19 protein-coding genes are annotated in these 22153 nt (G+C 65.9%); 11 read left to right on the forward strand and 8 right to left on the reverse strand.

Going from position 1 to position 22153, the window contains the following annotated elements; genetic code table 11:
• Nucleotides 1–131 precede the first annotated feature (131 nt).
• Nucleotides 132–2579 (forward strand): adenylate/guanylate cyclase domain-containing protein, encoded by a 2448-nt coding sequence (locus tag ACVIIW_RS07895; RefSeq protein ID WP_456700229.1) that lies wholly within the window; start codon nt 132–134, stop codon nt 2577–2579.
• Between the two features lie 188 nt (nt 2580–2767).
• Here ACVIIW_RS07895 and ACVIIW_RS07900 read toward each other — a convergent pair whose 3' ends face one another.
• The 5 genes from ACVIIW_RS07900 to ACVIIW_RS07920 form a co-directional block, all read right to left on the reverse strand.
• Nucleotides 2768–3019 (reverse strand): type I restriction-modification system subunit M N-terminal domain-containing protein, encoded by a 252-nt coding sequence (locus ACVIIW_RS07900; RefSeq protein ID WP_456700230.1) that lies wholly within the window; start codon nt 3017–3019, stop codon nt 2768–2770.
• On the reverse strand, nt 3016–3420 hold the full coding sequence (locus ACVIIW_RS07905) for a PIN domain-containing protein (protein WP_456700231.1): 405 nt from the start codon (nt 3418–3420) through the stop codon (nt 3016–3018). Before ACVIIW_RS07905 ends, ACVIIW_RS07900 begins: the two co-directional genes overlap by 4 nt.
• Complete coding sequence (locus ACVIIW_RS07910) at nt 3417–3650, reverse strand: AbrB/MazE/SpoVT family DNA-binding domain-containing protein (protein ID WP_456700232.1); 234 nt, start codon at nt 3648–3650, stop codon at nt 3417–3419. Before ACVIIW_RS07910 ends, ACVIIW_RS07905 begins: the two co-directional genes overlap by 4 nt.
• A complete protein-coding gene (locus ACVIIW_RS07915; protein ID WP_456700233.1) occupies nt 3647–4915 on the reverse strand; it encodes a Spy/CpxP family protein refolding chaperone in 1269 nt (422 codons plus the stop codon). The genes ACVIIW_RS07910 and ACVIIW_RS07915 overlap by 4 nt, the downstream gene beginning before the upstream one ends.
• Nucleotides 4916–5315: 400 nt before the next feature.
• On the reverse strand, nt 5316–6362 hold the full coding sequence (locus ACVIIW_RS07920; RefSeq protein WP_456700234.1) for a LysM peptidoglycan-binding domain-containing protein: 1047 nt from the start codon (nt 6360–6362) through the stop codon (nt 5316–5318).
• A gap of 154 nt (nt 6363–6516) precedes the next feature.
• Between ACVIIW_RS07920 and ACVIIW_RS07925 the strand changes: the two genes are divergently transcribed.
• The 4 genes from ACVIIW_RS07925 to ACVIIW_RS07940 all read left to right on the forward strand — a co-directional run bounded on the left by ACVIIW_RS07925 (nt 6517) and on the right by ACVIIW_RS07940 (nt 11314).
• Nucleotides 6517–6843, forward strand: coding sequence for a hypothetical protein (locus ACVIIW_RS07925; protein ID WP_456700235.1), 327 nt, complete (start codon nt 6517–6519; stop codon nt 6841–6843).
• A gap of 147 nt (nt 6844–6990) precedes the next feature.
• Nucleotides 6991–9651, forward strand: a complete 2661-nt coding sequence (locus ACVIIW_RS07930) for a bifunctional diguanylate cyclase/phosphodiesterase (protein WP_456700236.1) — start codon at nt 6991–6993, stop codon at nt 9649–9651.
• Nucleotides 9652–9850: 199 nt separating this feature from the next.
• Entirely contained in the window at nt 9851–10210 is a 360-nt protein-coding gene (locus ACVIIW_RS07935; RefSeq protein ID WP_456700237.1) for a hypothetical protein, read from the forward strand.
• A gap of 222 nt (nt 10211–10432) precedes the next feature.
• Nucleotides 10433–11314: an SDR family oxidoreductase gene (locus ACVIIW_RS07940; RefSeq protein ID WP_456700238.1), complete on the forward strand. Its 882-nt coding sequence runs from the start codon at nt 10433–10435 to the stop codon at nt 11312–11314.
• Between the two features lie 70 nt (nt 11315–11384).
• On the opposite strand, the gene ACVIIW_RS07945 is transcribed toward ACVIIW_RS07940, so the two are convergent.
• Together ACVIIW_RS07945 and ACVIIW_RS07950 are read right to left on the reverse strand one after the other, a co-directional pair.
• Complete coding sequence (locus ACVIIW_RS07945; protein ID WP_456700239.1) at nt 11385–13484, reverse strand: methyl-accepting chemotaxis protein; 2100 nt, start codon at nt 13482–13484, stop codon at nt 11385–11387.
• Nucleotides 13485–13635: 151 nt separating this feature from the next.
• A complete protein-coding gene (locus tag ACVIIW_RS07950; protein ID WP_456700240.1) occupies nt 13636–13758 on the reverse strand; it encodes a hypothetical protein in 123 nt (40 codons plus the stop codon).
• Nucleotides 13759–14213: 455 nt separating this feature from the next.
• Here ACVIIW_RS07950 and ACVIIW_RS07955 point away from each other — a divergent pair, with 455 nt between their 5' ends.
• The 3 genes from ACVIIW_RS07955 to ACVIIW_RS07965 all read left to right on the forward strand — a co-directional run bounded on the left by ACVIIW_RS07955 (nt 14214) and on the right by ACVIIW_RS07965 (nt 16689).
• Entirely contained in the window at nt 14214–14351 is a 138-nt protein-coding gene (locus ACVIIW_RS07955; protein WP_456700241.1) for a hypothetical protein, read from the forward strand.
• A gap of 118 nt (nt 14352–14469) precedes the next feature.
• Complete coding sequence (locus ACVIIW_RS07960; RefSeq protein ID WP_456700242.1) at nt 14470–15600, forward strand: lactonase family protein; 1131 nt, start codon at nt 14470–14472, stop codon at nt 15598–15600.
• 201 nt (nt 15601–15801) lie between these two features.
• On the forward strand, nt 15802–16689 hold the full coding sequence (locus ACVIIW_RS07965) for an efflux RND transporter periplasmic adaptor subunit (RefSeq protein ID WP_456700243.1): 888 nt from the start codon (nt 15802–15804) through the stop codon (nt 16687–16689).
• A gap of 175 nt (nt 16690–16864) precedes the next feature.
• Here ACVIIW_RS07965 and ACVIIW_RS07970 read toward each other — a convergent pair whose 3' ends face one another.
• Complete coding sequence (locus tag ACVIIW_RS07970; protein ID WP_456700244.1) at nt 16865–17713, reverse strand: caspase family protein; 849 nt, start codon at nt 17711–17713, stop codon at nt 16865–16867.
• Between the two features lie 406 nt (nt 17714–18119).
• Between ACVIIW_RS07970 and ACVIIW_RS07975 the strand changes: the two genes are divergently transcribed.
• From ACVIIW_RS07975 to ACVIIW_RS07985, 3 genes are all read left to right on the forward strand, one after another.
• Complete coding sequence (locus tag ACVIIW_RS07975; RefSeq protein WP_456700245.1) at nt 18120–19847, forward strand: hypothetical protein; 1728 nt, start codon at nt 18120–18122, stop codon at nt 19845–19847.
• 152 nt (nt 19848–19999) lie between these two features.
• Entirely contained in the window at nt 20000–20725 is a 726-nt protein-coding gene (locus tag ACVIIW_RS07980) for a thermonuclease family protein (RefSeq protein WP_456700246.1), read from the forward strand.
• Nucleotides 20726–20890: 165 nt separating this feature from the next.
• Nucleotides 20891–22078: a pyridoxal-phosphate-dependent aminotransferase family protein gene (locus tag ACVIIW_RS07985; protein WP_456700247.1), complete on the forward strand. Its 1188-nt coding sequence runs from the start codon at nt 20891–20893 to the stop codon at nt 22076–22078.
• Nucleotides 22079–22153: the final 75 nt, after the last annotated feature.

Here is a 22153-nt window from a genome sequence, read left to right on the forward strand (position 1 = left end):
GGCGGACGGCGTTTCCCGCGGGTAAGCCACACGAGCCCCTCGCCGGTTCACCGGCCCAAATTGTGATAAAAGGGCCGTTCGGCCTGTGCGGCCCATGGCGCCGGCGTCCGTCGTGGCGCGAGAGGATCCGGATGGCGGGAGCGAAAGACAAGACCTGGTTTCTGCGCGGGGGCCTGTTCGCCAAATATGTCGTCTCCCTCGTCGGCCTCGTCGTGTTCGTGCTCGCCGTCAACGGCGCGATGGAGACGTGGATCTCCTATCGCGCCACGAGGACACAGCTGACCGGCGGGCTCGAGGACAAGGCGCAAGCCACCGCGCGGCGCCTGGAGCAATCCGTCTCCGAGATCGAGCGCCAGATCAGCTGGGTGACGACGGCCAGCCGGGACACGATCGAGAAGCGCCGCGCCGATTATGCCCAGCTGCTGCAGCAGGTCTCCGTCGTCTCCCAGCTGTTCCAGCTCAACGGCGACGGCCGCGAGGTGCTGCGCGTTTCGCGCCAGTCGACCACGACCGGCAGCAATGCGGACCTCTCCCGCGACCTGCGCTTCCTTGATACGGTCGCGCGCGGAGTCAGCTACTCGCCAGCCTACTTCTCGGACGGCACTCCCTACATGTCGATCTCGGTGGCACATTCCGGCTTCAATGCCGGCGTCACCGTGGCCGAGGTCGATCTCAGCTTCCTCTCCCGCTTTCTGTCGGACGCACAGGTCGGCAAGGCCGCCTTCGCCTATGTGGTCGATGCACATGGCCGCGTGCTCGCGACCTCGTCCAACGGACCCGATCTCGGCAGCGATTTGTCGAAACTGCCGCAGGTCGCGGCTGCGATCGCGCCCGGCCGCGAGCCCGCGACGTCAGGCACCGATTTCAACGGCCACGCGGTGCTGTCAGCCGAGAGCACCGTGCCGAGGCTCGGCTGGAGCGTGCTGTTCGAGCAGCCGGCCTCACAGGCGCTGATGCCGATCCGTGACCAGCTCGTGCGCATCGCGCTCTTGATCGGCATGGGCCTGCTGGTCGCGATCCTCGCCGGCACGCTGCTCGCGCGGCGCATGATCATCCCGATCACGGCGCTGCGGGACGGCGCGCACAGGCTCGGCGAGGGCGAGTTCAGCCATCGCATCGACGTGCACACCTCCGACGAGCTGGAGGAGCTCGCCGGCCAGTTCAACCGCATGGCCGGGCAGCTCCAGGAGACCTATACGGACCTCGAAGCGAAGGTCGAGGCGCGCACCCGCGATCTCGCCCAGTCGATCAACGAGCTGAAGGTGCTGGAAGAGGTCGGCCGTGCGGTGGCGTCCTCGCTCGACCTCAATGCCGTGCTGCCGACGATCGCCGCCCGCGCGCTGGAGATCAGCCATGCCGATGCGGTGCTGATCTATGGCCATGATGCCGAACGCCATCGCTTCAACCTGGTCGAGGCCGACGGCATCGACAAATCGGCCGAAGGCGCCCACGTCACGATCGACGAAGGCGACAACATCCTGAGCGATGCCGCCGAGAGCGGTGAGCCGATCGCAATCGCGGACCTCGATCACGCCGCCGAGCAGCCGCTGCGCGACGTCGCGCTCGCCGCCGGCTTCCATGCGGTGCTGGTGGTGCCGCTGGTCGACCAGCAGGGCACGCTCGGCGCGCTGGTGGTGCTGCGCCGCGCCAGCGGCGCGTTCGAGGGCAGCCTCACCGGCCTGATGCGCACCTTCGCCAACCAGGCGGTGCTGGCGATGCGCAATGCGCGGCTGTTCAGCGAAGTCGACCACAAGAGCCACGCGCTGGAGAGCGCGAACCAAACGGTCCGCGCCCAGGCCGACAAGCTGCGCGAGCAGACCGAGCAGCTCAAGGACTGGAACAAGTCGCTCGAGGAGCGCGTCGCGACCCAGCTCGGCGAGATCGAGCGCATCCGCAAGCTCGAGCGCTTCCTCGCGCCGCAGGTGGCGCAGCTGATCGCCTCCTCCGACAGTCCCGAGGGGCTGCTCACCAGCCAGCGCCGCGAGGTCACCGTGGTGTTCTGCGACCTGCGCGGCTTCACGGCTTTCACGGAAGCGACCGAGCCGGAGGAGGCGATGAACGTGCTGCGCGAATATCACGCAGCGCTGGGCAAGCTGATCTTCAAATATGAGGGCACGCTCGACAAATATGCCGGCGACGGCGTGATGATCCTGTTCAACGCGCCGATCCAGTTCGAGGACCACACCACGCGCGCCGTGAAGATGGCGGTGGAGATGCGCGACACCATCGGCCCCCTGACCGAGCGTTGGCGCAACCGCGGACATAGCCTCGGCTTCGGCATCGGCATCGCGCTGGGCTATGCCACGCTCGGCCAGGTCGGCTTCGAGCAGCGGCTGGAATATGCCGCGATCGGCAGCGTCACCAACCTCGCCTCCCGCCTGTGCGCCGAGGCCCATGCGAACCAGATCGTGGTCAGCCGCCGCGTCTACGGCATGGTCGAGCCATGGGTCGAAGCGCGCGCGCTCGATGATCTCCAGCTCAAGGGGTTCAATCACCCGGTGCTGGCCATGGAGATCTTGCGCTGGCGCGAGGAAGTCGACAACGTCGTGGATGCCTCCGCGGCGCGGCGTCGGGGATAGAAACCAACGCAAAAGTCGAAAACAACCCCATGCACAGTAGGCAAGCACTGGGCGGCCCTGCGATTTTCTCGAAATTGCGGATTTTTCGAAATTTTCCTTGACGCGTCGAGCAAAACACCGGCATGATGGCATCGTCGGGCGTTAGGGCTGAAGCTCGTCTTGCCCTGTAGGCGTCTCTGGCGCTCGCGTCATCGGGTTGGGTTGTCTCCAGGAGCTTCGCGTAGGTCTCGCTCAACGCTTCGCCGGAGAGGTCCTTGATGTCGTCCCAGCGCGCGCCTTTGGGCAGCATCGAGGTTTCGCCTCTGGGTGACGCGCTCCTCGTCCATCTTGAGAAAGAGGAGACAGGAGATCTGGCTGATATAGGCCTGATAGGAGACGCCCTGATCGCGCAGGACGTGGGCGAAATTCCAGACTTTGGCGACGAGGGTTTGGGCGTTCACGGCGCGCTCCCGAGAAACGGATTGACGATGGAGAGCCCACTGAAGCCGCGGCCGTGCTGCAGGTCTTCGCTGTAGAGCGTGTCGCAGCCGGCCTCGATCGCCGCTGCATCGATCAAGGAATCATAAAAAGCGAGCGTGTGGTCGCGGGCCAGAGCAAGCGCCGCAGCGTGCGTGTCTGACGTCAGCGGCGCGATGTCGGGAAAGCGAAAGCGCAGCGACTGCACGGCGGCTTCAATCACAGGCCAATCCAGCTTCTGCTTCTTGCGCGGCACGTTGGTGAACTCGTTCAGGACCTGGGCACTGATGACACCACCGCCGGCAATCGTGGTCAGCGCTTGCTGGCGCCGTGCGTCGGTCGAATACGCATAGATCAGGATATTGCTGTCGAAGAACGCGCTCACCGCTCGTTCGCCTCGTCGCGATCGAACTTGTAACCCTCGGGCAGGGGAAACTGGAACTGCTCCACCTGCCTGAGAAATTCCGCCCGCTTGTCGACCTTCTCCACCGCGAGCCTTCCCTTCGAGGCTTCCACCACGTTGAGTTCGTCGCCGGGTGAAAGGTTCAGGGCGTTTTGCGGCGGAAGATCATCGAGAGCGGCCCAAGACCGCTGCGCGATAGGGAAGCTGCTCACGTCCCCCGCTTCGGCCCGATCGCCTCGAAAGCCGCCTTCTGCTCGTCGCTCAGGTCGGCTTCGAAATCATCGAGCGCATCGGCGACGCCGCCCACCGCTTGCAGCATCGTCTGGAGCCGTGTCTTCACGGCCGCGAGGCGGGCCTGCGGTGTCGCTTCCGCCTTCATCGGGCAGGAGCTCAGCGCCTGCATGGTGCGCAGCGTGGTGTCCTGCAGCACGTCGAGCCGGGCGCTTCCGGTGTCGTCGAGCTTCAGCATCGAGACGATCTCGGCGGCGGGCCATTGCTGCTGCACGAGCTGCTCGTACTGGTGCTGGGCCTGCACGTCGTAGCGGGGATCGTCGTTCGGATCGCAGGCTTTGGCCGCCTGCGCGTCCTTGTGCTGGGCCGATGCGAGGGCGGCACGGCGCTGCTGCGCCAGCGACTCCAGCTTTGCTTTCTGGCCGTCATCGAGCAGGTGGACGACTTTGTCCAATGCCGGCGCGATCGCGTCCGTGGCCTTGGTCATCGCCTCCAGGCGGGTCTGCATCACGCCGAGGCGCTCCGCGGCCGTCGCGGGCGCCTGCGCCGGACAGGAGGCGCGGATGATATCGCGCGCGGAGATCCAGGCGGCGCCGAGATCGTCCAGGGCCGAGCGCTGCATCTCGTTCGGCTGCACCAATTCGGCGATACGTTCGACAGGCAAGCCGCCGGTGTCGCTGCCATCGCAGACCGTCGCCACCGACGGAACCCTTCGCCCGCGACGGCCGTGCGGCGCGGTGTAGGCGGCGAGCTCCGGCGCGGCATAGGGCGCGAAGATCGCGGCATAGATATCGCCATAGCCATAGAGCGAGAGACTGGTCGTATCGCCGAAAATGATTGCAGCGGTGAGATCGTCATGCGCGAACGGCCAGAACACCGGACCGATCCAGCCATAGCTGCCGTCAGGGTGACGCCACCAGCCCTGCGGGCGGTGGCCGCCATGCCAGCCCGACAGCGCGGCCTGCGCGGTGAGCGCCGCGCGCACGACATAGGGATTGGCGGGCCGGCCGCGCTCGGCTCCGTCCGGCCTCGGCCGCGGATCCTGCGACCGCAACGCGGCATCACGGGTACGGCCGCCGCGCACGCCCATGCGGGCATGGCGCAGGCGCGACAGACCGAGCACATGGCCGACGGCAAAGCGCGCAACACCGAGCGGCCCGCCGCGCAATCCGAACTGCGCTTCCGCTCTGTTGGGCAACAGCACTGTCAGAATGACAAGAATCGCGCCGGCAAGCGCCGGTCCCAAGCGCGATCTCGACAAGACCACTGAACCGACCAACGAGCTGACCACCCCTTGGCCCTCCTCCAGCCAAGCGCACCACGTCGCAGAGATGACTCGCGAGGGAACCAATTGTTCCGCGACGCGACGGGCGAAGCGTTAGCGGACCCCCGAGGCGCTATCGCGGCGAGCGCTCCCTGCGGCAGTGCTATCGCATATGGTGTCCACGATGCGGCGGCATCGGCGCCGGGCTCCCTCTCCCGCTTGCGGGGGAGGGTTGGGGTGGGGGTGAGGGTTGGGGTGGGGGTGCCTCCGCTCGGGAGGGTATTCCTGGGTGGTGAGAGCCCTCACCCGCCGCGCGCGGCACGATGCTTCGCATCGCCCGGGGCGCGTCGGCCTCTCCGCAAGCGGGACAGGCGAAGCAAGCTCACTGCGGCTTTTGCGGCACCACGACGGTCTGGCCGGGATAGATCAGATTGGGATTGCGGATCTTCGCGCGGTTGGCGTTGAAGATCACCGCATAGCGGGCGCCGTCGCCATAGGCGAGACGGCTCAGCGCCCAGAGGCTGTCGCCGCGGGACACCACCCGGCTGCCGCCGGCCTCCGCCGTCGCCGGGGTGATGGCCTCCGCGGGCGAGGCCGATGCGACGGCAGCATTCGCGGCCGGCAGCCTCGCCATGGATTTGGGTTTCGGCGAGCCCATCATGCGGGGCCGGGCCGCTTGCGTCGCGGCAAGGCGTGGCGGCGGCAAGGACGCGACGACGTCTGATTTATCGTCAGGCTTTTCGACCGGCTTCGCGTCCGGCTTCGGCGCCGCCGCGACGCGCGCCGGCGGCGAAGCCTCGGCGATCGTCACCGGCATGGTGCGGCTCGACTGCACGACGGTGCCATCGGGTGCCGTCGCCCGCAGCGCCAGCTCATAGCTGCCGGCGGGAAGTTTTGGCGGGGTCATCACGAACTGGCCCGATGCATCGGCCACCACGCTGTCGAGCGGCTGGCCATCGCGCAGCAGCTCGACCTTTGCACCGGGCGCGGCCTGGCCGGCGATGACAGCAGCCTCGCCTTGATCGTCAACGCGGGCGACGTCGAAACGGGGGCCGCTGTCGGCAGCTGAAGGCTGCGACTTGGCCGGCGCGATCTCGGCCAGCGCCGCGACCTGCTTCCGGGTCTCGGCCATGGGAGAGGCTGACGGTGCCGGCGCAGCCGCGGCAAGCTTCGGTTCGCCGGTCTTCGCCTCCGACTTGACCCGGGTGTCGGCCTCTGCGTTGGCGTCGACCTTCACCTCGGCCTTTGCCTCAGGCTCGAGCTTGGTCTTCGCTTCGGGCTGTTTCTCGTCCGGCTTCACGACCGCGGCGACCTCTGTGTTCGTCTTGCCCGGCAGCAGCCGGCGCAGCTCGGCGGGGCCGATCACCAGCACGGTGCCGACCACCGCCAGCAGACAGAACGCAACGAAGGCCTTGGATGCGGTGATCATCAGTCATCAAGCCTTGATCAAAACCTGGGAAATCAACCCCGATAAATTGCGCCGTTTTGGCTACGGCAGCAAGCCTGGATAAGTGAACCGCCAGGGCTGACGCACGTCAAATCAGCGAGGCCGCTTCGCGGCAATTCTTCAAGGGTATTTGACCGTGACCGCATCTTGCCGCGCCGCGCCATGGCTGGCGCTTGCCTTGACGCTCGCCGCCACCCCCGGGCTCGCGGCTTCCGGGCCGCCGCCGGGTCTCCTGGAGGGCACGAAAGACGCCTATTGCAAACTCGGCGTCGATTGGCCCAACAACCGCTATCTCCTGATCTCGCTCGGCGGCCAATACGACGAGCATCCGAACAACACCGTCATGAAGGGCCTCGGCGGCTGGCAATGCCGCTACGACCTTCAGACCGGAAAATTCGACGTGCCCGGGATCTTCACCAAGGACAATGCGGACGCGCTGACATGGGAAGTGAAGCGGGAGTGAGCGGCTGGCGGGACCGGATCAGGTTCGTGCCCTTTCGGGGGCGCGCCAAGCTCCTGATTTTGTTCCGATTCATAGTTCCCTAACCGTTGCTGGTAACGGGCTCTTGTCGGTTTTGCTGCATCTTGCCTCTCAAGGGAGAGGACAGGGATGGGCGCATCAACAAGCTGGACCGCGCGGTTGCGCGCGTTGCTTCGCCGTTGGCGGGGCGCACCGCTGACGTGGCTGATCGTCGGCGGCTTCGTGCTGATGGCGGCGATGGCCGTCGGCACCGCGCTGACCGTCGACCGCTTCCGCCAGAACGCGATCGAGAGCGGCCGCGACAGCCTGGAAAGCTCGGTCCGCCTGCTCGCACGGCATTTCGACCGGCAATTCGAGGATTTTGCGGTGCTGCAGAAGAGCATCATCGCGGAGCTCGAAAGCTATGGCATCGATTCCCCCGATGTCTTCCGCAGCGAGATGTCGACGCTCGCCATGCACGAGGTGCTGCGCACCAAGGCCAGCGGCTGGTCCGACGTCGCCGGCGCCAATTTGTTCGATTCCAGGGGCGAGCTGATCAACTCGTCGAAGAGCTGGCCCGTCGCCGACATCTCGGTGTCCGACCGCGGCTATTTTATCAGGCTCAAGAACGATCCGGCCGCGCAGGAAGAGATCGAGGTCGTGCCCGGCCGGTTCGGCAGCGGTCCGGCGATCGTGTTTGCGCGACGCGTGTCGGGCGCGCATGGCGAGTTCCTCGGCATCGTGACCCGCGCGATCACGCCGGACCAGCTCGAATCCTTCTTCGCCTCGACCGGCCTCGGCGACGACGCCTCGATCGCGATGCACCACCAGAATGGCCAGCTGCTGGCGCGCGTTCCGCATCTCGACGCGATGATCGGACAGAACTTCCGCACCGGCTCGGCCGCGCAGAAAGCCGTGTTCGAGCGCAGCTTCGTCACCACGAAGCTCAAGAGCCCGATGGACGGCAAGGACCGCATCGTCGCCTCGCGCCGGCTCACCGGCGAGCCGCTGGTGGTGGTCGCCACCAAATCGCTGGACGCGACACTCGCCACATGGCGCACGCAAACCAAGTTCTTCGTCACCGTCGCCGTGCTGTCGATCGGCCTGCTCGTGCTCACGCTGTTCCTGATCTTCCGCCAGGTGACCAACCGCGTCTCGCTGGAGAAGCAGCGGCTCGACACCGCCCTGAATACGATGACCCAGGGGCTCTTGATGTTCGACCAGGACGAGCGGCTCGTCGTCTGCAACCGCCGCTACATCGAGATGTACGGGCTCTCGACCGCTGTGGTGAAGCCAGGCACGTCGTTCCGCGACGTGATCCAGCACCGCGCAGATACCGGCTCATTCCACGGTGACGTCGACGCCTATTGCGCAGACATCCTGAGCAATGCGGGGCGCCTCCAGAGCACCATCGTCGAGACCTCCGGCGGCCGCCTGATCGAAATCAAAAACCATCCCGGCGCAGCCGGTGGCTGGCTCGCCACCCACAACGACGTCACCGAGCGCATCCGCGCCGACGAGCGCATCGCACACATGGCGCATTACGACGCGCTGACCGACCTGCCCAACCGCGTGCTGATGCGCGGACATCTGGAGCGGCGCGTGGCGGAGCTCGCCCAAGGCAGGTCATTTGCGGTCCTCTATATCGACGTCGACGAGTTCAAGGGCGTCAACGATTCGCTCGGCCACGAGGTCGGCGACGAATTGCTGCGCCAGGTCGCCAGCCGCCTGCGCGCCTGCGTCAGCGACGACGATCTCGTGGCGCGGCTCGGCGGCGACGAGTTCGCCATCGTCAAGGCCGGGAGCTCGGACCAGGACGAGCTGGCGGCGCTGGCCGAACGGATCCTGAAGGCGCTGCGCATCCCCGTCGATTGCAAGGGCCAGGAGATCACGACCGACGCCAGCATCGGCATCGCGATCGCGCCGGACCACGGCGACATCATCGACGACCTGCTCAAGCGCGCCGATCTGGCGATGTATGCGGCGAAGTGCGAAGGGCGCGGCACCTTCCGCGTCTTCGTGCCGGAATACGACGCCAAGGCGCGGCAGCGCCGCCAGCTCGAGATCGACCTGCGCCAGGCGCTGGCCCGCCGCGAATTCGAGGTGCACTACCAGCCCCTGGTGGATCTCTCCGCCAACGTCGTCACCGGCTGCGAGGCGTTGCTCAGGTGGCGCCATCCGGAGCGCGGCATGGTCTCGCCCGCCGACTTCATTCCGGTCGCTGAGGACACCGGCCTGATCGGCGAGATCGGCGAATGGGTGCTGAGGCAGGCCTGCACCGAGGCGGCGTCGTGGCCCGGCGACATCCACATCGCGGTCAACGTCTCGCCGGTGCAATTCCGCTCCAAGACGCTGGCGCTCAAGGTTGCAACCGCGCTCTCCGAGTCAGGCCTCGCGCCGGGGCGGCTCGAGCTCGAGATCACCGAAACCGTGCTGATCCGCGACGACGCGGAGGCCCTGACCGTCCTGCAGCAGCTGCGCGATCTCGGCGTGCGCATCGCGCTCGACGATTTCGGTACCGGCTATTCGTCGCTGAGCTATCTGCATCGCTTCCCGTTCGACAAGATCAAGATCGATCGCAGCTTCATCAGCGACATCGGCCAATCCGAGGATTCCTCTCCGATCGTCCAGGCCGTGGTGCACATGGCCGCGGCCCGCCACATGGCGACGACGGCGGAAGGCGTCGAGACCGAAGCGCAAGCCGCGGTGCTGCGGCAGCTCGGATGCAGCCAGATGCAGGGCTGGCTGTTCAGCCCGGCCGTGCCGGCGGCGAAGCTGAAGCAATTGCTGGCGAAGCAGGCGGCGGCCTGAGGCCGGCCCCCGCCCGCATTGCAGCGACGTTCGCGTGGTCCAGAGCAAATAGGATCAAACCTCGCATCTCGCAGTTATCGCGCTGCTGAGACGGCCGGGAACTCCGGCCGGGCGGGCCTCAGTCGACATTGCATCACGCACAACGCGGGCGACTTGCCGCCTGCGATCGGTTGCGCGCGTGCACATCAAGCGAGGCGACATGGCGATCGTGACTTCCAGGATGATTCCACTCATAGCGGCCGCCGCATTGATCGGCTTTGCCGCGCAGGCGCGCGACGACGGCCGCTTTGCGAACTCCCCCCTCAAGGGCTGGTTCGAGAGCCTGCACAGCAAGGGTGGCGGGCCCTGCTGCGCGGATGCGGACGGCACGGCGCTCGACGACGTCGATTGGGAGACGCGCGGTGGACACTATCGCGTGAGGATCATGGGTGACTGGATCGACGTGCCCGACGACACCGTCATCACCGAACCGAACCGCATCGGCCGCACCATCGTCTGGCCCTATTACGTCAACGGCCGCGCCAACATCCGCTGCTTCATGCCCGGCAGCATGACCTGAGAAGACCGGAGCAACGAATCGGCTTCAGCCGCATGCTGCCGGCTGCACAGCCCCATGCGGCCTGACCGACCCTCCGCGCCGGGCGACCCGATGAAGCCAGCAAGCGCAGGCAGATCAGTCTGTTCCATCTGTGAGACACACGGTCTAAAAATAGCGTCTATCGGCTCTAATTCGGATCACTAATTTGCGGGGTGTCTTCTAACCCCAGCAAGGAGCGATCCCATGACCATCCTCGTAGCAGGCGCCACCGGCCGCGTCGGCCGCCACGTTGTCCGGCAACTCGTCGAGCGCGGCGCCAAGGTGCGCGTGCTGACCCGTGATCCCGCGAAGGCCGACGTGCCCTCAGGCGTCGATGTCGCCAAGGGCGACCTTCTCGACATCGACTCGTCGCGCGCGGCGTTCGACGGCGTGAGAACGCTGTTCCTGCTCAACGCCGTGACCGGCGACGAATTCACGCAGGCGATCATCACGCTGAACATCGCCCGCGAGGCCGGTGTCGAACGGGTGGTCTATCTGTCGGTGTTCGACGCCGACGCGGCCGTGAACGTGCCGCACTTCGCCGTGAAATCGGGCGCCGAGCGCATGCTGGCGCAGATGGGGTTCAGCGCCACCATCCTGCGCCCGAGCTATTTCATCGACAACGAGCTCATGATCAAGGACGTGATCCTCAATCACGGCGTCTATCCCATGCCGATCGGCCGCAAGGGCGTCGCCATGGTCGACGCGCGCGACATCGCCGAGGTCGCTGCGATCGAACTGATCCGTCGCGACCGGGCGCCGGAAAAGCTTCCGGTCGAGACCATCAACCTGGTCGGGCCCGACACGTTGACCGGACCTGACGTGGCGAAGATCTGGTCTGATCTCCTGGGGCGCCCGGTCGTCTATGGCGGCGACGATCCGAGCGGGTTCGAACAGAACATGGCGAGCTTCATGCCGAAATGGACGGCCTACGAGATGCGCCTGATGGCCGAGCGTTACGTCACCCACGGCATGATCCCCGACGCCGGCGACGTCGAGCGGTTGACCACTATCCTCGGTCGTCCGCTGCGCTCCTACCGCGACTTCGCGGCGGAGATCGCGGCGGCGACGACAAAGTCCACCTGACGGGGCGGCAACGACCCGATGGCGCACCGCTTCGTGCCGCGTAGCGTCCCGGGACGAGACCGGAGCTGCGCTACGCCGCCCGGAGATCGCCGACGAAGCGGTCGACGTCGCGCTTGAGATCGTCGGACAGGCGCGCCAGCATCTTGGCGGAGTCGAGCACCTCGCCGGCGGCCGCACCGGTCTGCCCGGCGGCCTGGGACACGCCGGAGATGTGCCGCGAGACCTCGTTGGTGCCCTGCGAGGCCTGCTGCACGTTGCGCGCGATCTCGCGCGTCGCCGCGCCCTGCTCCTCGACGGCAGCCGCGATCGCGGCTGCGATCTCGTTGACGCGTTGGATGGTGGTGCCGATCGACTGGATCGCAGTGACCGAGGATTTGGTCGCGCCCTGGATCGCGGCGACCTGGCCGGTGATCTCTTCGGTCGCCTTCGCGGTCTGCGTGGCGAGATTCTTCACTTCGGAAGCGACCACCGCAAAACCGCGTCCGGCGTCACCTGCGCGCGCCGCCTCGATGGTGGCATTGAGCGCGAGCAGATTGGTCTGCTCGGCAATGCCCGTGATCAACGCGACGACGTCGCCGATGCGCTGGGCGGCGTCGGCCAGCGCCTGCACCTCGGCGTTGGTGCGATCGGCTTCGCTGGCGGCAGCGCCGGCGATGCTGGAGGATTCCGCGACCTGCCGGCTGATCTCGCTGATCGAGGCCGAGAGCTCTTCCGTTGCCGCCGCAACCGTCTGAACGTTCGAGGAGGCATCGCCCGACAGGCTCGCGACCGAGGCCGCCTTGGACGAGCCCTGCTCGGCGGTCGAGGACATCGACTGCGCCGTGGCATTCAGCTCGCCCGACGCCGACGCCAGCGTGTGCAGCGATTCCGTGACGGTCTTTTCGAACTGCTCGATCAGCCGATCGATGGCGAGCTGGCGCCGCTCCTTCTTGGCCTGCTCGGCAGCCCTTTCTTCGCCGAGGCGGTCGCCCGTGATCATGTTCTCCTTGAACACCGACACGGCGCGCGACATTTCGCCGATCTCGTCGCCGCGCTCGATGCCTGCGAGCTCGATCGCATAGGCGCGCTCGGCGAGCTTGCGCATCGCCTGCGTCAGCTTGCGGATCGGCGTAGAGACGCGGCTCTGAACCAGGATGAAGCCGAACACCGTGATGGCGAGCGCGACCAGCATCATCGCACCGTTGAAGACGAGGCTCCATATCGCAGCCGTCTTCTGCTGCCCGGCACGGGCGACCATCTCGGCCAGCGCCGCCTGACCAGCCTCGACGTAGAAATTGAGAATGGCGGTGTTGAGCTTGGCAAGCTCCACGCCCTTGATCTCGATGGTCTGGTTGTTGCTCAGCGCCTTGATGAGTCCCTGCTGGCGTTCGACCATGGCGACGGCGTCGCCCTGCTTCGAACGCGCGACCACGTCGGTGAGGCTCGCAGGCGCGTCAGTGCGGCTTGCGGCATCCTGCACTTGGCTCCAGGCCTGCTTGGCACGACCGCCGTCCTCGGCCGCCCCGACAATGTCGGCGGCGGTCCAGGGCTTTGCGGCAGCACCCGCGGCCTCGAGACGGATCGCGATGAGGCCGCCGAAATTGCGCGCGGCCCAGGCGGACTGCTTCACGCCGAGGAGATGATCGACCACGGGGTCCGTGAGCTTGAGCGCGTTCTCGAGGGCAGTGGTCAAGTCGAGTATGGAGTCGAGATAGTCCTGCGCCGTTTTCCTGAACTCGTCGGCCGCCCTGGTGTCGCGCGCCGCCTTCGGCTGGTGGATCAGGGCTTCGGCCTTGGTTCGCAGCGGCAACAGCGCGTCATGGAGCGCAACGAACTTGCCCAGCAGGCCGGCAAGGCGGGAATCGGACACGCCGTCGAGGCGTTCGAGCACGATCTTGTAGGCAGCTTCGGACAGTTGCCGGTTGGCAGCGATCCGCTCATCGGCAGCGGCATTGGCAGGCTCTTCGGCAACCAGCGCCGACAGGAAGGTGCCGCGCTCGATCCTGAAGCCGAGCAGCGCCGTGAAAAGCTGCTGGTCAGTCCCGGCGTAGCGCTCGACCTTTTGCGCCGCGCTGTTGCGCTCGATGGCACCGAACAGGCCGGTCGAGAGCTGCCCGACGAGGAACAGGCCGAGGACGCCGATGATGGCGCCGAGAACGGAACGAATGGAGGGATTGCCGAACGATGCCATGGGAGCGCCGGGTCTCTGAATCGGATAAGGATGCAGGAAAGTACCGGCTTGCCCCTAAGATTTGGTTCACCACATACCCATCGGCCCGCAGGAGGCGCGGGGCGGAGCCCGATTTGCACCGGTCGGGGGCGCGACGTTCAAGTCATCAGGTTCACTTCGAACGCCTGATGGGGTGAACCTCGACGAACTCGGCGTCCGGATGCGCGATGATGGTGGCGAACATGATGCCGCTGATGATGAGCGACCAGGCGGTGTCCCAATAAATCCAAAACACTTGCCAGCCTCCTTTTGCCAGCCTCCTTTTGCCGGCCTCCGATTGTCGTCCTCGCCCGCGAGACCCTTGGCAACGGCGGGAAGAGGCTGCCGTTCCCTGCAGGCGAAAGCCTAGCGATCTCTTGTCTTGGTCGGCGCGACCTTCCGATCGGTTTCACCGGCGCGGCGTTTTGCCACGACGTCTTCATCCCCAGCGCCTTCGCGCGGACGCGGTGGCGGCTTGGGCTGGCCGGACTGTCCGCCGTGCTTACCGCCCATATCGGGTTTGCCTTCGAGATCGTTTTCGCGGGGCATGCCGGGTCAATGCACGCGGCCGGCAATCGTTCGTCATTTGGATTCGTAATTTACCGGAGCGCCGTTCGGCTGTGAACGAGTTCATATCGGCGCCACCTTTTTGCGGTGCACGATAGTTGGCGCACTGGACGCGTCGAACCTTGGACGGACGGATTTGGCCTCATGACGAAGCAACTCGTGGCCTGGACCATCCTGACCTCGGCCTTGCTCGCCGTCGCCATATGGACGGTGCTCGGGCCGCCCGACCATGAGGCCGGCCCGCATCTGCCCTCGCGCGACCTGACGGCGTCGGTGCGCTAGCGCAGCAGCGGACCGATACAATTTCGGCATCGATCGATCTCATCTGAAATTTGGTGCAAGGGATTACGAGCCGCTATCCTGCCGCAAAACGACTGGCCGTACCGGCAGGAGGACGCCCTTGATCAGACCGACACGCCGCGCGGTGATCGCCAACACGCCCTTCACCGCTCTTGTCACCTCTCTTGTCACCATTCTTGCCCTCGTTTCCGGAGTCCGTGCCGGCATGGCCGAAACCTTCGCCTATGTCGGCAATGCCGACAGCAACAGCATCAGCGTGTTCAAGCTTGCCGGGAACGGCGAGATGACCCCGGTGCAGACGGCCGCCTTCACCGGCGTCGAGAAGCCCGGCTCCTCGACACCACTTGCCATCACGCCCGACCATCGCGTGCTGATCGCCGGCGTCCGCGCGCAGCCGTTCGTCGCCGTGAGCTTTGCGATCGATCCCACGACCGGTCTCCTCAGCCCGATCGGCAACGGGCCGCTCGCCGACAGCATGGCCAACATCGCAACCGATCGCACCGGCAAGGTGCTGTTCAGCGCCTCCTATGGCGGCAACAAGGTCGCACTGAATCCGCTTGCCGCCAACGGCGTCGTCGCCGAGCCGAAGCAGGTGATCCCGACCGGGTTGAACGCGCACGCCTTCCTGCCCTCGCCCGACAACCGCTTCGTGTTCGCGACCAATCTCGGTTCGGACCAGGTGCTGAGCTTTGCGTTCGACGCCGCCGCGGGCACGCTGACGCCGGGCGATCTGCCGGCGATCAGGGCGCCGGAAAAATCCGGGCCGCGGCACTTCGTGTTCCACCCCAACGGCAAGTTCGTCTATCTCATCCACGAGCTGAACGGCGACGTCGCGGCCTACAGCTATGAGGCCGAGAGCGGAGCCTGGAGCGAGATCCAGCGCACCACGGCCCTCCCGGAAGCTTTTTCAGGAAAACCTTGGGCCGCCGACATTCACGTCACCCCTGACGGCCGCTTTCTCTACGCCTCCGAACGCACCAGCAACACGCTGACCGCCTACAAGGTCGATGCATCGAGCGGCAAGCTGACGACGATCGGGAGCGTGCCGACCGAGAAACAGCCCCGCGGCTTCAACATCGATCCCACCGGCCACTATCTCGCCGCGGTCGGCGAGCTCTCCGACGGCATGACCGTCTACGCCATCGACCAGGCCAGCGGCGCGCTCAGCAAGCTGAAATCCTACCCCACCGGCAAGAGGCCGAACTGGGTGGAGTTTGCGACGCTGAAGTGAGGGCTCTTTCTTACCCTCCCCTGGAGGGGACGGGTAAGGAAGCAGCGAACCTCTTTGCTTATGCAGCGACAAAGCCAACAGGCGGCATGGCGCCGCCTGCGCTGCGGCATTCTCACCCGGTCAGCCCATGGCCCGCCGCCATCGCTTCTGCTATCGATCGGGCCATATCGCTGAGAGCCTTGCAGCCAACCGGAATGACCGATGCGTTCATTGCCTGCGCGTTCCCTGTCCCAGACCTTCGCAGCTCTCGCCGGACTGGCGCTGATCTCCGCCCTGCCCGCCCGCGCGGCTGATGACGACGCGCCAAAAGGGCCGGCGGTCACGGTGCTGAAAGCGGCCAAGTCCTGCTTCTCCGACATCGTCGAGGCGACCGGCTCGATCATGGCGCGCGAGGAAACCTCCGTACGGCCCGAGCGTCCCGGCCTGAAGGTGACGGAGGTGCTGGCCGACGCGGGCGAGACCACGACGGCCGGCCAGGTGCTGGCGCGGCTGGCGCTGCCCGAAGGCGGCACGCTCCAGGTCACCGCGCCCGTGGCCGGCGTCGTCGCCACCTCCACCGCACAGATCGGCGCGCCTGCCTCGGCCAGGGGCGAGGCGCTGTTCACGATCGTGGCGCGCAGCGAATACGACCTCGTCGGGCTCGTTGCGACCAACGACATCAGGAAGCTCGCGGTCAATCAGCCTGTCACCGTGCGCATTGCCGGCGCCGGCGATATCGATGGCAAGGTGCGCCGCATCGGTCCGACCGTCGAGCCGAACATCCAGCAGGGCATGGTCTATATCGGCATCGCCCCGCAGCGGAGGCTGCTGATCAACGCGAGCGGGCGCGCGCTGATCAAGACCGGCCAGAGCTGCAACGTCGCGGTGCCGTTGACGTCGGTGCAATATACATCCGCGGGCACCGTGGTGCAGGTGATCCGCCGCAACCGGGTCGAGACCAAGCGCGTCGAGACCGGATTGATGTCGGGCGGCAATATCGAGGTTCGCGACGGCCTCAACGAAGGCGACATCGTCGTCGCTCGCGCCGGCGCGCTCTTGCGCGAAGGCGATCCGGTGCGCCCGGTGATGGCCGCGGAAGCGGCGAAGTAGATTTTCACCACACCCGTCATTGCGCGCGCAACGACGATGGAGAGACAGTCGTGGCCCAAGCACGCATGCCGTAGGGTGGATCAGCCGAAGGCGTAATCCACCGATTTGCTTTCCGAGCCGAGAGAGAAGCGGTGGACTACGCTTCGCTAATCCACCTGCGAGCCCTGCGAAAAGACTACCCGCCGGCCTGATCGAAATGCACGTCCTCGAGCAGCGAGGAGGAAACGGTCGGGACCTGATCGCCTTCGGAGGCGCGGGAGATGGCGAGGCGGGTCTTGTTGAAGACGCTCTCGGCGCTGCCCTGCGTCGCGAGGTTGGCGAGGAGCTCGCTGACCAGCGTCGAGTGCTCACCCTTGCCGTCGTCCACGACCTTGCCGGGCGAGGCGGACGTCAGGATCAGCGCATTGTCGGGCGTACCGATCGGCGCGAGACCGTGGCTGTAAGAACGGAAGCGGCGCTCGTAGGGATTGCGGCGCGAGGCATCGACGACGACGAGCTTGGCCTTGGCACCCTGCTCCTTCATCATCTCGAGCACGCCCTCGATCGAGACGCCCTGACGGCGCACGTCGCTTTCCTTCCAGATCACGGCGTCCACAGGCAGCATGTAGCTCTCGCGGCCGGCCTGCACGCCATAGCCGCCGAAGAACAGCATGACGGTGGTGTCGTGCTTGATACGGGACTTCAGGCGGTTGACGGCGCGGACCATGTCGTCCTTGCTCGCGTCTTCCACCATGTCGACGTCAAAGCCGTTCTTGCGCAGGCTGGAGGACAGCGCGCGTGCATCGTTGATCGACTGCGTCAGCGGCGCGCTGGCGTCGGGATAATGCCCATTGCCGATCACGAGCGCGAGACGCGAGGTCTCGCCCACCGAACCCGTGACCTGGTCCGTCGAAACGGCCTTGGCGGCGTCGAGCGCGCGCATGTTGAGGGCAGCATGGGCGCCGATCGCCAGCGACACCGTGCCGACGAGGGCCGCGGCGAGCGCAATCGAGCGTCGGGAAATGTCGAGCTGCCTTACATTCATCTCGCTTCATTCCTGTCAGTGCCAAAGACCGGCCAAGCGCGCGCGCACTGCTTGAGTAGCGCGATGGCGTCTTTAGGTTTGAGGGATTGGCCGGGGGTGTGCCCCCGAATTGCGCGCAATTTGCGGCACCGCACCAAATAAAGCCTTAACCTGAGATCGCCGCCTCGGCAATAGACCATGCCGAATTAGATCTAAGCCTCTGAATCTATTACGAGAATTTTGCTTCCTGGAATCCGCCTCCAGGGTTCCTCCGTCACCTTCCGGAAGCGGAAATGCAGCTTTTGTGCCCGAGATTTACGTGACATCGGTCACATTTGAATTTCCCGCGAATCCGGGTAGCTTTTTCAAAGACTTGCAGGGGGCAGTCGTCGACCTGGCCTCCCAGTTCCCCGCGACCAGGTATTTCATGAGCCTCCATTATTTCGCAGGCGCCGCGTGCCGAGCGCTGACGGCACGAAAAGACGGCCCCTCCCTTTATGATGTCTGCGATCCCGTCCTGTCGGGCCAAGCCGGCGGCGATCCGCATTTGGCAAAATTCTACAAGACCGCGCTCGGCAATCCCGCTTTGCGCCTGCTGCTGCGCCGTGCCGGCGTGAGCGAACTGCGCGACGAGGCGAAGCTGACCCGGCTGCGCGAGGCACTCGCCCGCGCCCGCGACGATGCCGAACCCGATTGGGCCGCGGTCGGCCGGCCCATTGCCGAACTCGTGGACACCATCACGCTCGACCACCCCAAGCCGCCGCCGGCCATGTTCGTCGGCGCGATGCCGACGACGGCACAGATCGACGGCGCGATCCGCGATTGCGCGCAGCATCTGCTCGTCTCATTCGGCAAAAACGGCTTTCTGCCGACCTATGCCGCCTTCAACCTGATCGGCGATGCTGATTTCCGCGGGCGCGAGCTGATCATGGCGCTCACCGGGTTGAATGCGCGCGGCTACAAGAATTCATCGATGCTGTTCAACCTCGCCCGCGTCTTCATCGCGCGTTCGCCCGCTCGCGCCGTGATCAATCCGCCCTGGCGAGGGATCGCCGAGCCGATGTGGGAACCGGTGCAGATCCGCCACCGCTCGGCCTATTATGATGCGTTCTTCATCGAGGCACTGTTGAGCTATGTCGAAACCGGGCTCGCCTCGCCCACGGACAGGATCGCGGCCGAGCGCGCGATCGCCGACATGGTCGATTTCTGCGTCAACATCAGCCGTGAGGAGGTCGAGGGCAGCAACGGCCAGCGCTTCAACGTCATCACGGCGCTGGCGCCCGCGCCGCATCCGCGCTTCTCCCGCTATTTCGCGCAGATCAAGCAGGACCTCGGCTTCGGCGTCTATGTGCCTGACTGCGACACCACGGCGTGCTCGATCTCGGCGGCGACGCAGGCCGGCTGCACCGATGAGATCATCGACCAGCCGCTGCTGGATTTCTACGCGGGCTACCAGGTGCTATCAGGCGTCAACGAGGCGCGCGTGACGGTGCCGCTCAACGACAACATCGACTACGAGGGCGGCGTCGCCACCTGGATCGACAATGTCAGGGGCGAGCGCCCCTACGGCAATGATCTCGATCCGACGCTCAATCTCGACATTCTCGAGGTGAGCTTTCGCAATCTGGCGCGCTGGAAGATCCTGGAGACGCCTGCGCGACTTGCGACCGTGCATCGGATCATCGGCTTCCAGAAGCGGCTGGCGGCGAGCGGCGCCTTCGCCAATCCGCGCTCGCACATCTATTATCTGCCGGAACTCTACAGCGCCTATTTCGGCCGCTGCTATGCGGCCTTCCTGGCACTGCCGCCGGCGGCGCAGGCCGCGATCGATCCGAACGGCGATTTCGACTTCATCCGCCATCGCGTACTCTCCTACGTCAAGGTCGAGCTGATGGCCGCGGAGATGAACGTGTTCGACGCCGCGCTGGCGCTGATTGCGCTTGGCCATCTCGGCGCCGATCCGCGCGCCTTCGCCCCGGCCCTGAACGTGATCGTCGATGCCATCGGCGAAGGCGGCCGCCGCGGCCCGTTCCGCGCCTATGAATGGAACAAGATGAAGACCCCGACGCGGATCCTGGTCGGCGGTCCCGAGGTGACGTCGGCATTCGTGCTGATGGGGCTGGCAGTGGCGAAGCGGGCGATGGCGCGGGGGTGAGGCTTTGCTCTTACTCCCTGGAGGGGGAGGGTAAAGCAAGACCGCAATGACGGGAAGTTGAAGCCCTCTCCGTTCGGCATATGCTGGTCGAGAGGCCCAAAGCCGACCACAATTGCGGGCTCTATCGAGATTTTCATCACGCGCGGACCGGCATGTTGCGAAAATTCCTGATTGCGCTGTCTTTGCTCAGCTTGCCGTCGATGGCGCAGGCGGCCGACATCAGCGGCACCGCGAAGGTCCGCGAGGGTGATTCCGTCCTGATCGGCAATACGCGGATCCGGCTCGGCGGCATCGACGCGCCCTCGGTCGACCAGCTCTGCCTCAACACCAAGAGCGAGCGCTGGACCTGCGGCGTCGCCGCGCGCGACGAGCTCGCCAAATACAGCGACGGCAAAAACTGGGTCTGCCATGCCCGCTCCATCGACCGCCGCGGCCGCACCGTGGCGCGCTGCGAGGTCGGCGGCGAGGACATCCAGAAATGGCTGGTACGCAACGGATGGGCGCTGGCCTATACCCGCCTCTCGAAGGACTACGAGGCGGACGAAGCTGCCGCGCGTGAGGCCAAAGCCGGGATGTGGCAGGGCGCCTTCATCGCGCCCTGGGACTGGCGCGTGCGCAACAAGAAGACGGTGATTCTCGGCGCCACCAAGCCGCCCGACGGCGCTCATGCGGTGCTGCTCGCCTCGGCCTCCGGACCGGTTGCGCCCTCGCCTGACTGCACCATCAAGGGCAACGTCAATACATCGGGTGAGTGCATCTATCACACCCCGACCAGCCGCTGGTACGCCCAGATCAAGATGAAGATCAGCAAGGGCACCCGCTGGTTCTGCTCGGTCGAGGAGGCGGAAGCCGCCGGCTGCCGCGAGACCAAGCGATAGAGCAGTGTCCGGAACAGTGTGACGCGGTTTTTGCGAAAAGACCATGCTCAAAGCAAAAAGCCGCCCCAGACCTGCGTTTTGAACGCTTTGCTCGGGCCTTTCCGCCGCGTAGAAGAGTAGATCAGCGACCCACCAGACCGTCTTCACGGCACAAGGAAGATAACAATGACCGTTCGCGCGGGCCGGGAATTTCTGGCCATCCCCGGGCCCACCACGATGCCCGACGCGGTGCTGCAGGCGATGCATCGTCCCGGGATCGACATCTACTCCAAGCAGATGACCGACCTGACCGAGAGCCTGCTCCGGGACATCTCGAAACTGTTTGCGACCAAGGGAAAATCCTACATCTACATCGCCAACGGCCATGGCGCCTGGGAAGCGGCGCTGAGCAACGTGCTGTCGCGCGGCGACAAGGTGCTGGTGCTGGAGAGCGGTCGCTTCGCGATCGGCTGGGGCAATGCGGCGTCGCTGATGGGCGCCGAGGTCGAGGTGCTCAAGGGCGACTGGCGCCGCGCGGTACGACCGCATGAAGTCGAGGAGCGGCTGCGCCGCGACACCGAGCACAGGATCAAGGCCGTCGTCGTCGTCCAGATCGACACGGCCTCGGGCGTGCAGAACGACATCGAGGCGATCGGCAAGGCGATCAAGGCGGCCAATCATCCCGCGCTCTACATGGTCGACACCGTGGCTTCGCTCGGCTGCATACCGTTCGAGATGGACAAATGGGGTGTCGACGTCGCCATGTCCGGCTCGCAGAAGGGCCTGATGACACCGCCCGGCCTCGGCTTCGTCTCCGCCAACGAGCGCGCGCTGGACGCGCACAGGAGCGCGAACATGGCGACGCCCTATTGGAGCTGGAGCGAGCGCGAAGGCGCCGAGCATTATCGCAAATATGCCGGCACAGCACCGGTGCATCTGTTGTTCGCGCTGCGCCAGGCGCTCGACCTCCTGCACGAGGAAGGCCTGGAGAACGCGTTCCGCCGCCACGCTTTGCTCGGCGAGGCCACGCGCCGCGCGGTCGGCGCATGGTCGGAGGGCCAGGTGCTCGGCTTCAACGTTGCCGAGCCGCATGAGCGCTCCAACACCGTGACCACGGTAACCATGACCAGTGGCCACGATCCCGCGGTGCTGCAGCGCTATTGCAAGGAAAAGTGCGGCGTCGTGCTCGGCACCGGCATCGGCGATCTCTCGGGACAAGCCTTCCGCATCGCTCACATGGGCCATGTCAACGCGCCGATGCTGCTCGGCACGCTCGGCGTCATCGAAGTCGGCCTCAACGCGCTGAAGATCCCGCACGGCAAGCGCGGCCTCGAGGCTGCGGTGGCGTATCTCGGCGAGCAGGTGGCGGTGTAGCGTTTTCTTCGCCTCTCCCCGCTTGCGGGAGAAGCCGGAATGCGCGCGCCAAGCGCGGATTCCGGGTGAGAGGGA

This window comes from Bradyrhizobium sp. USDA 4449 (assembly GCF_054056275.1).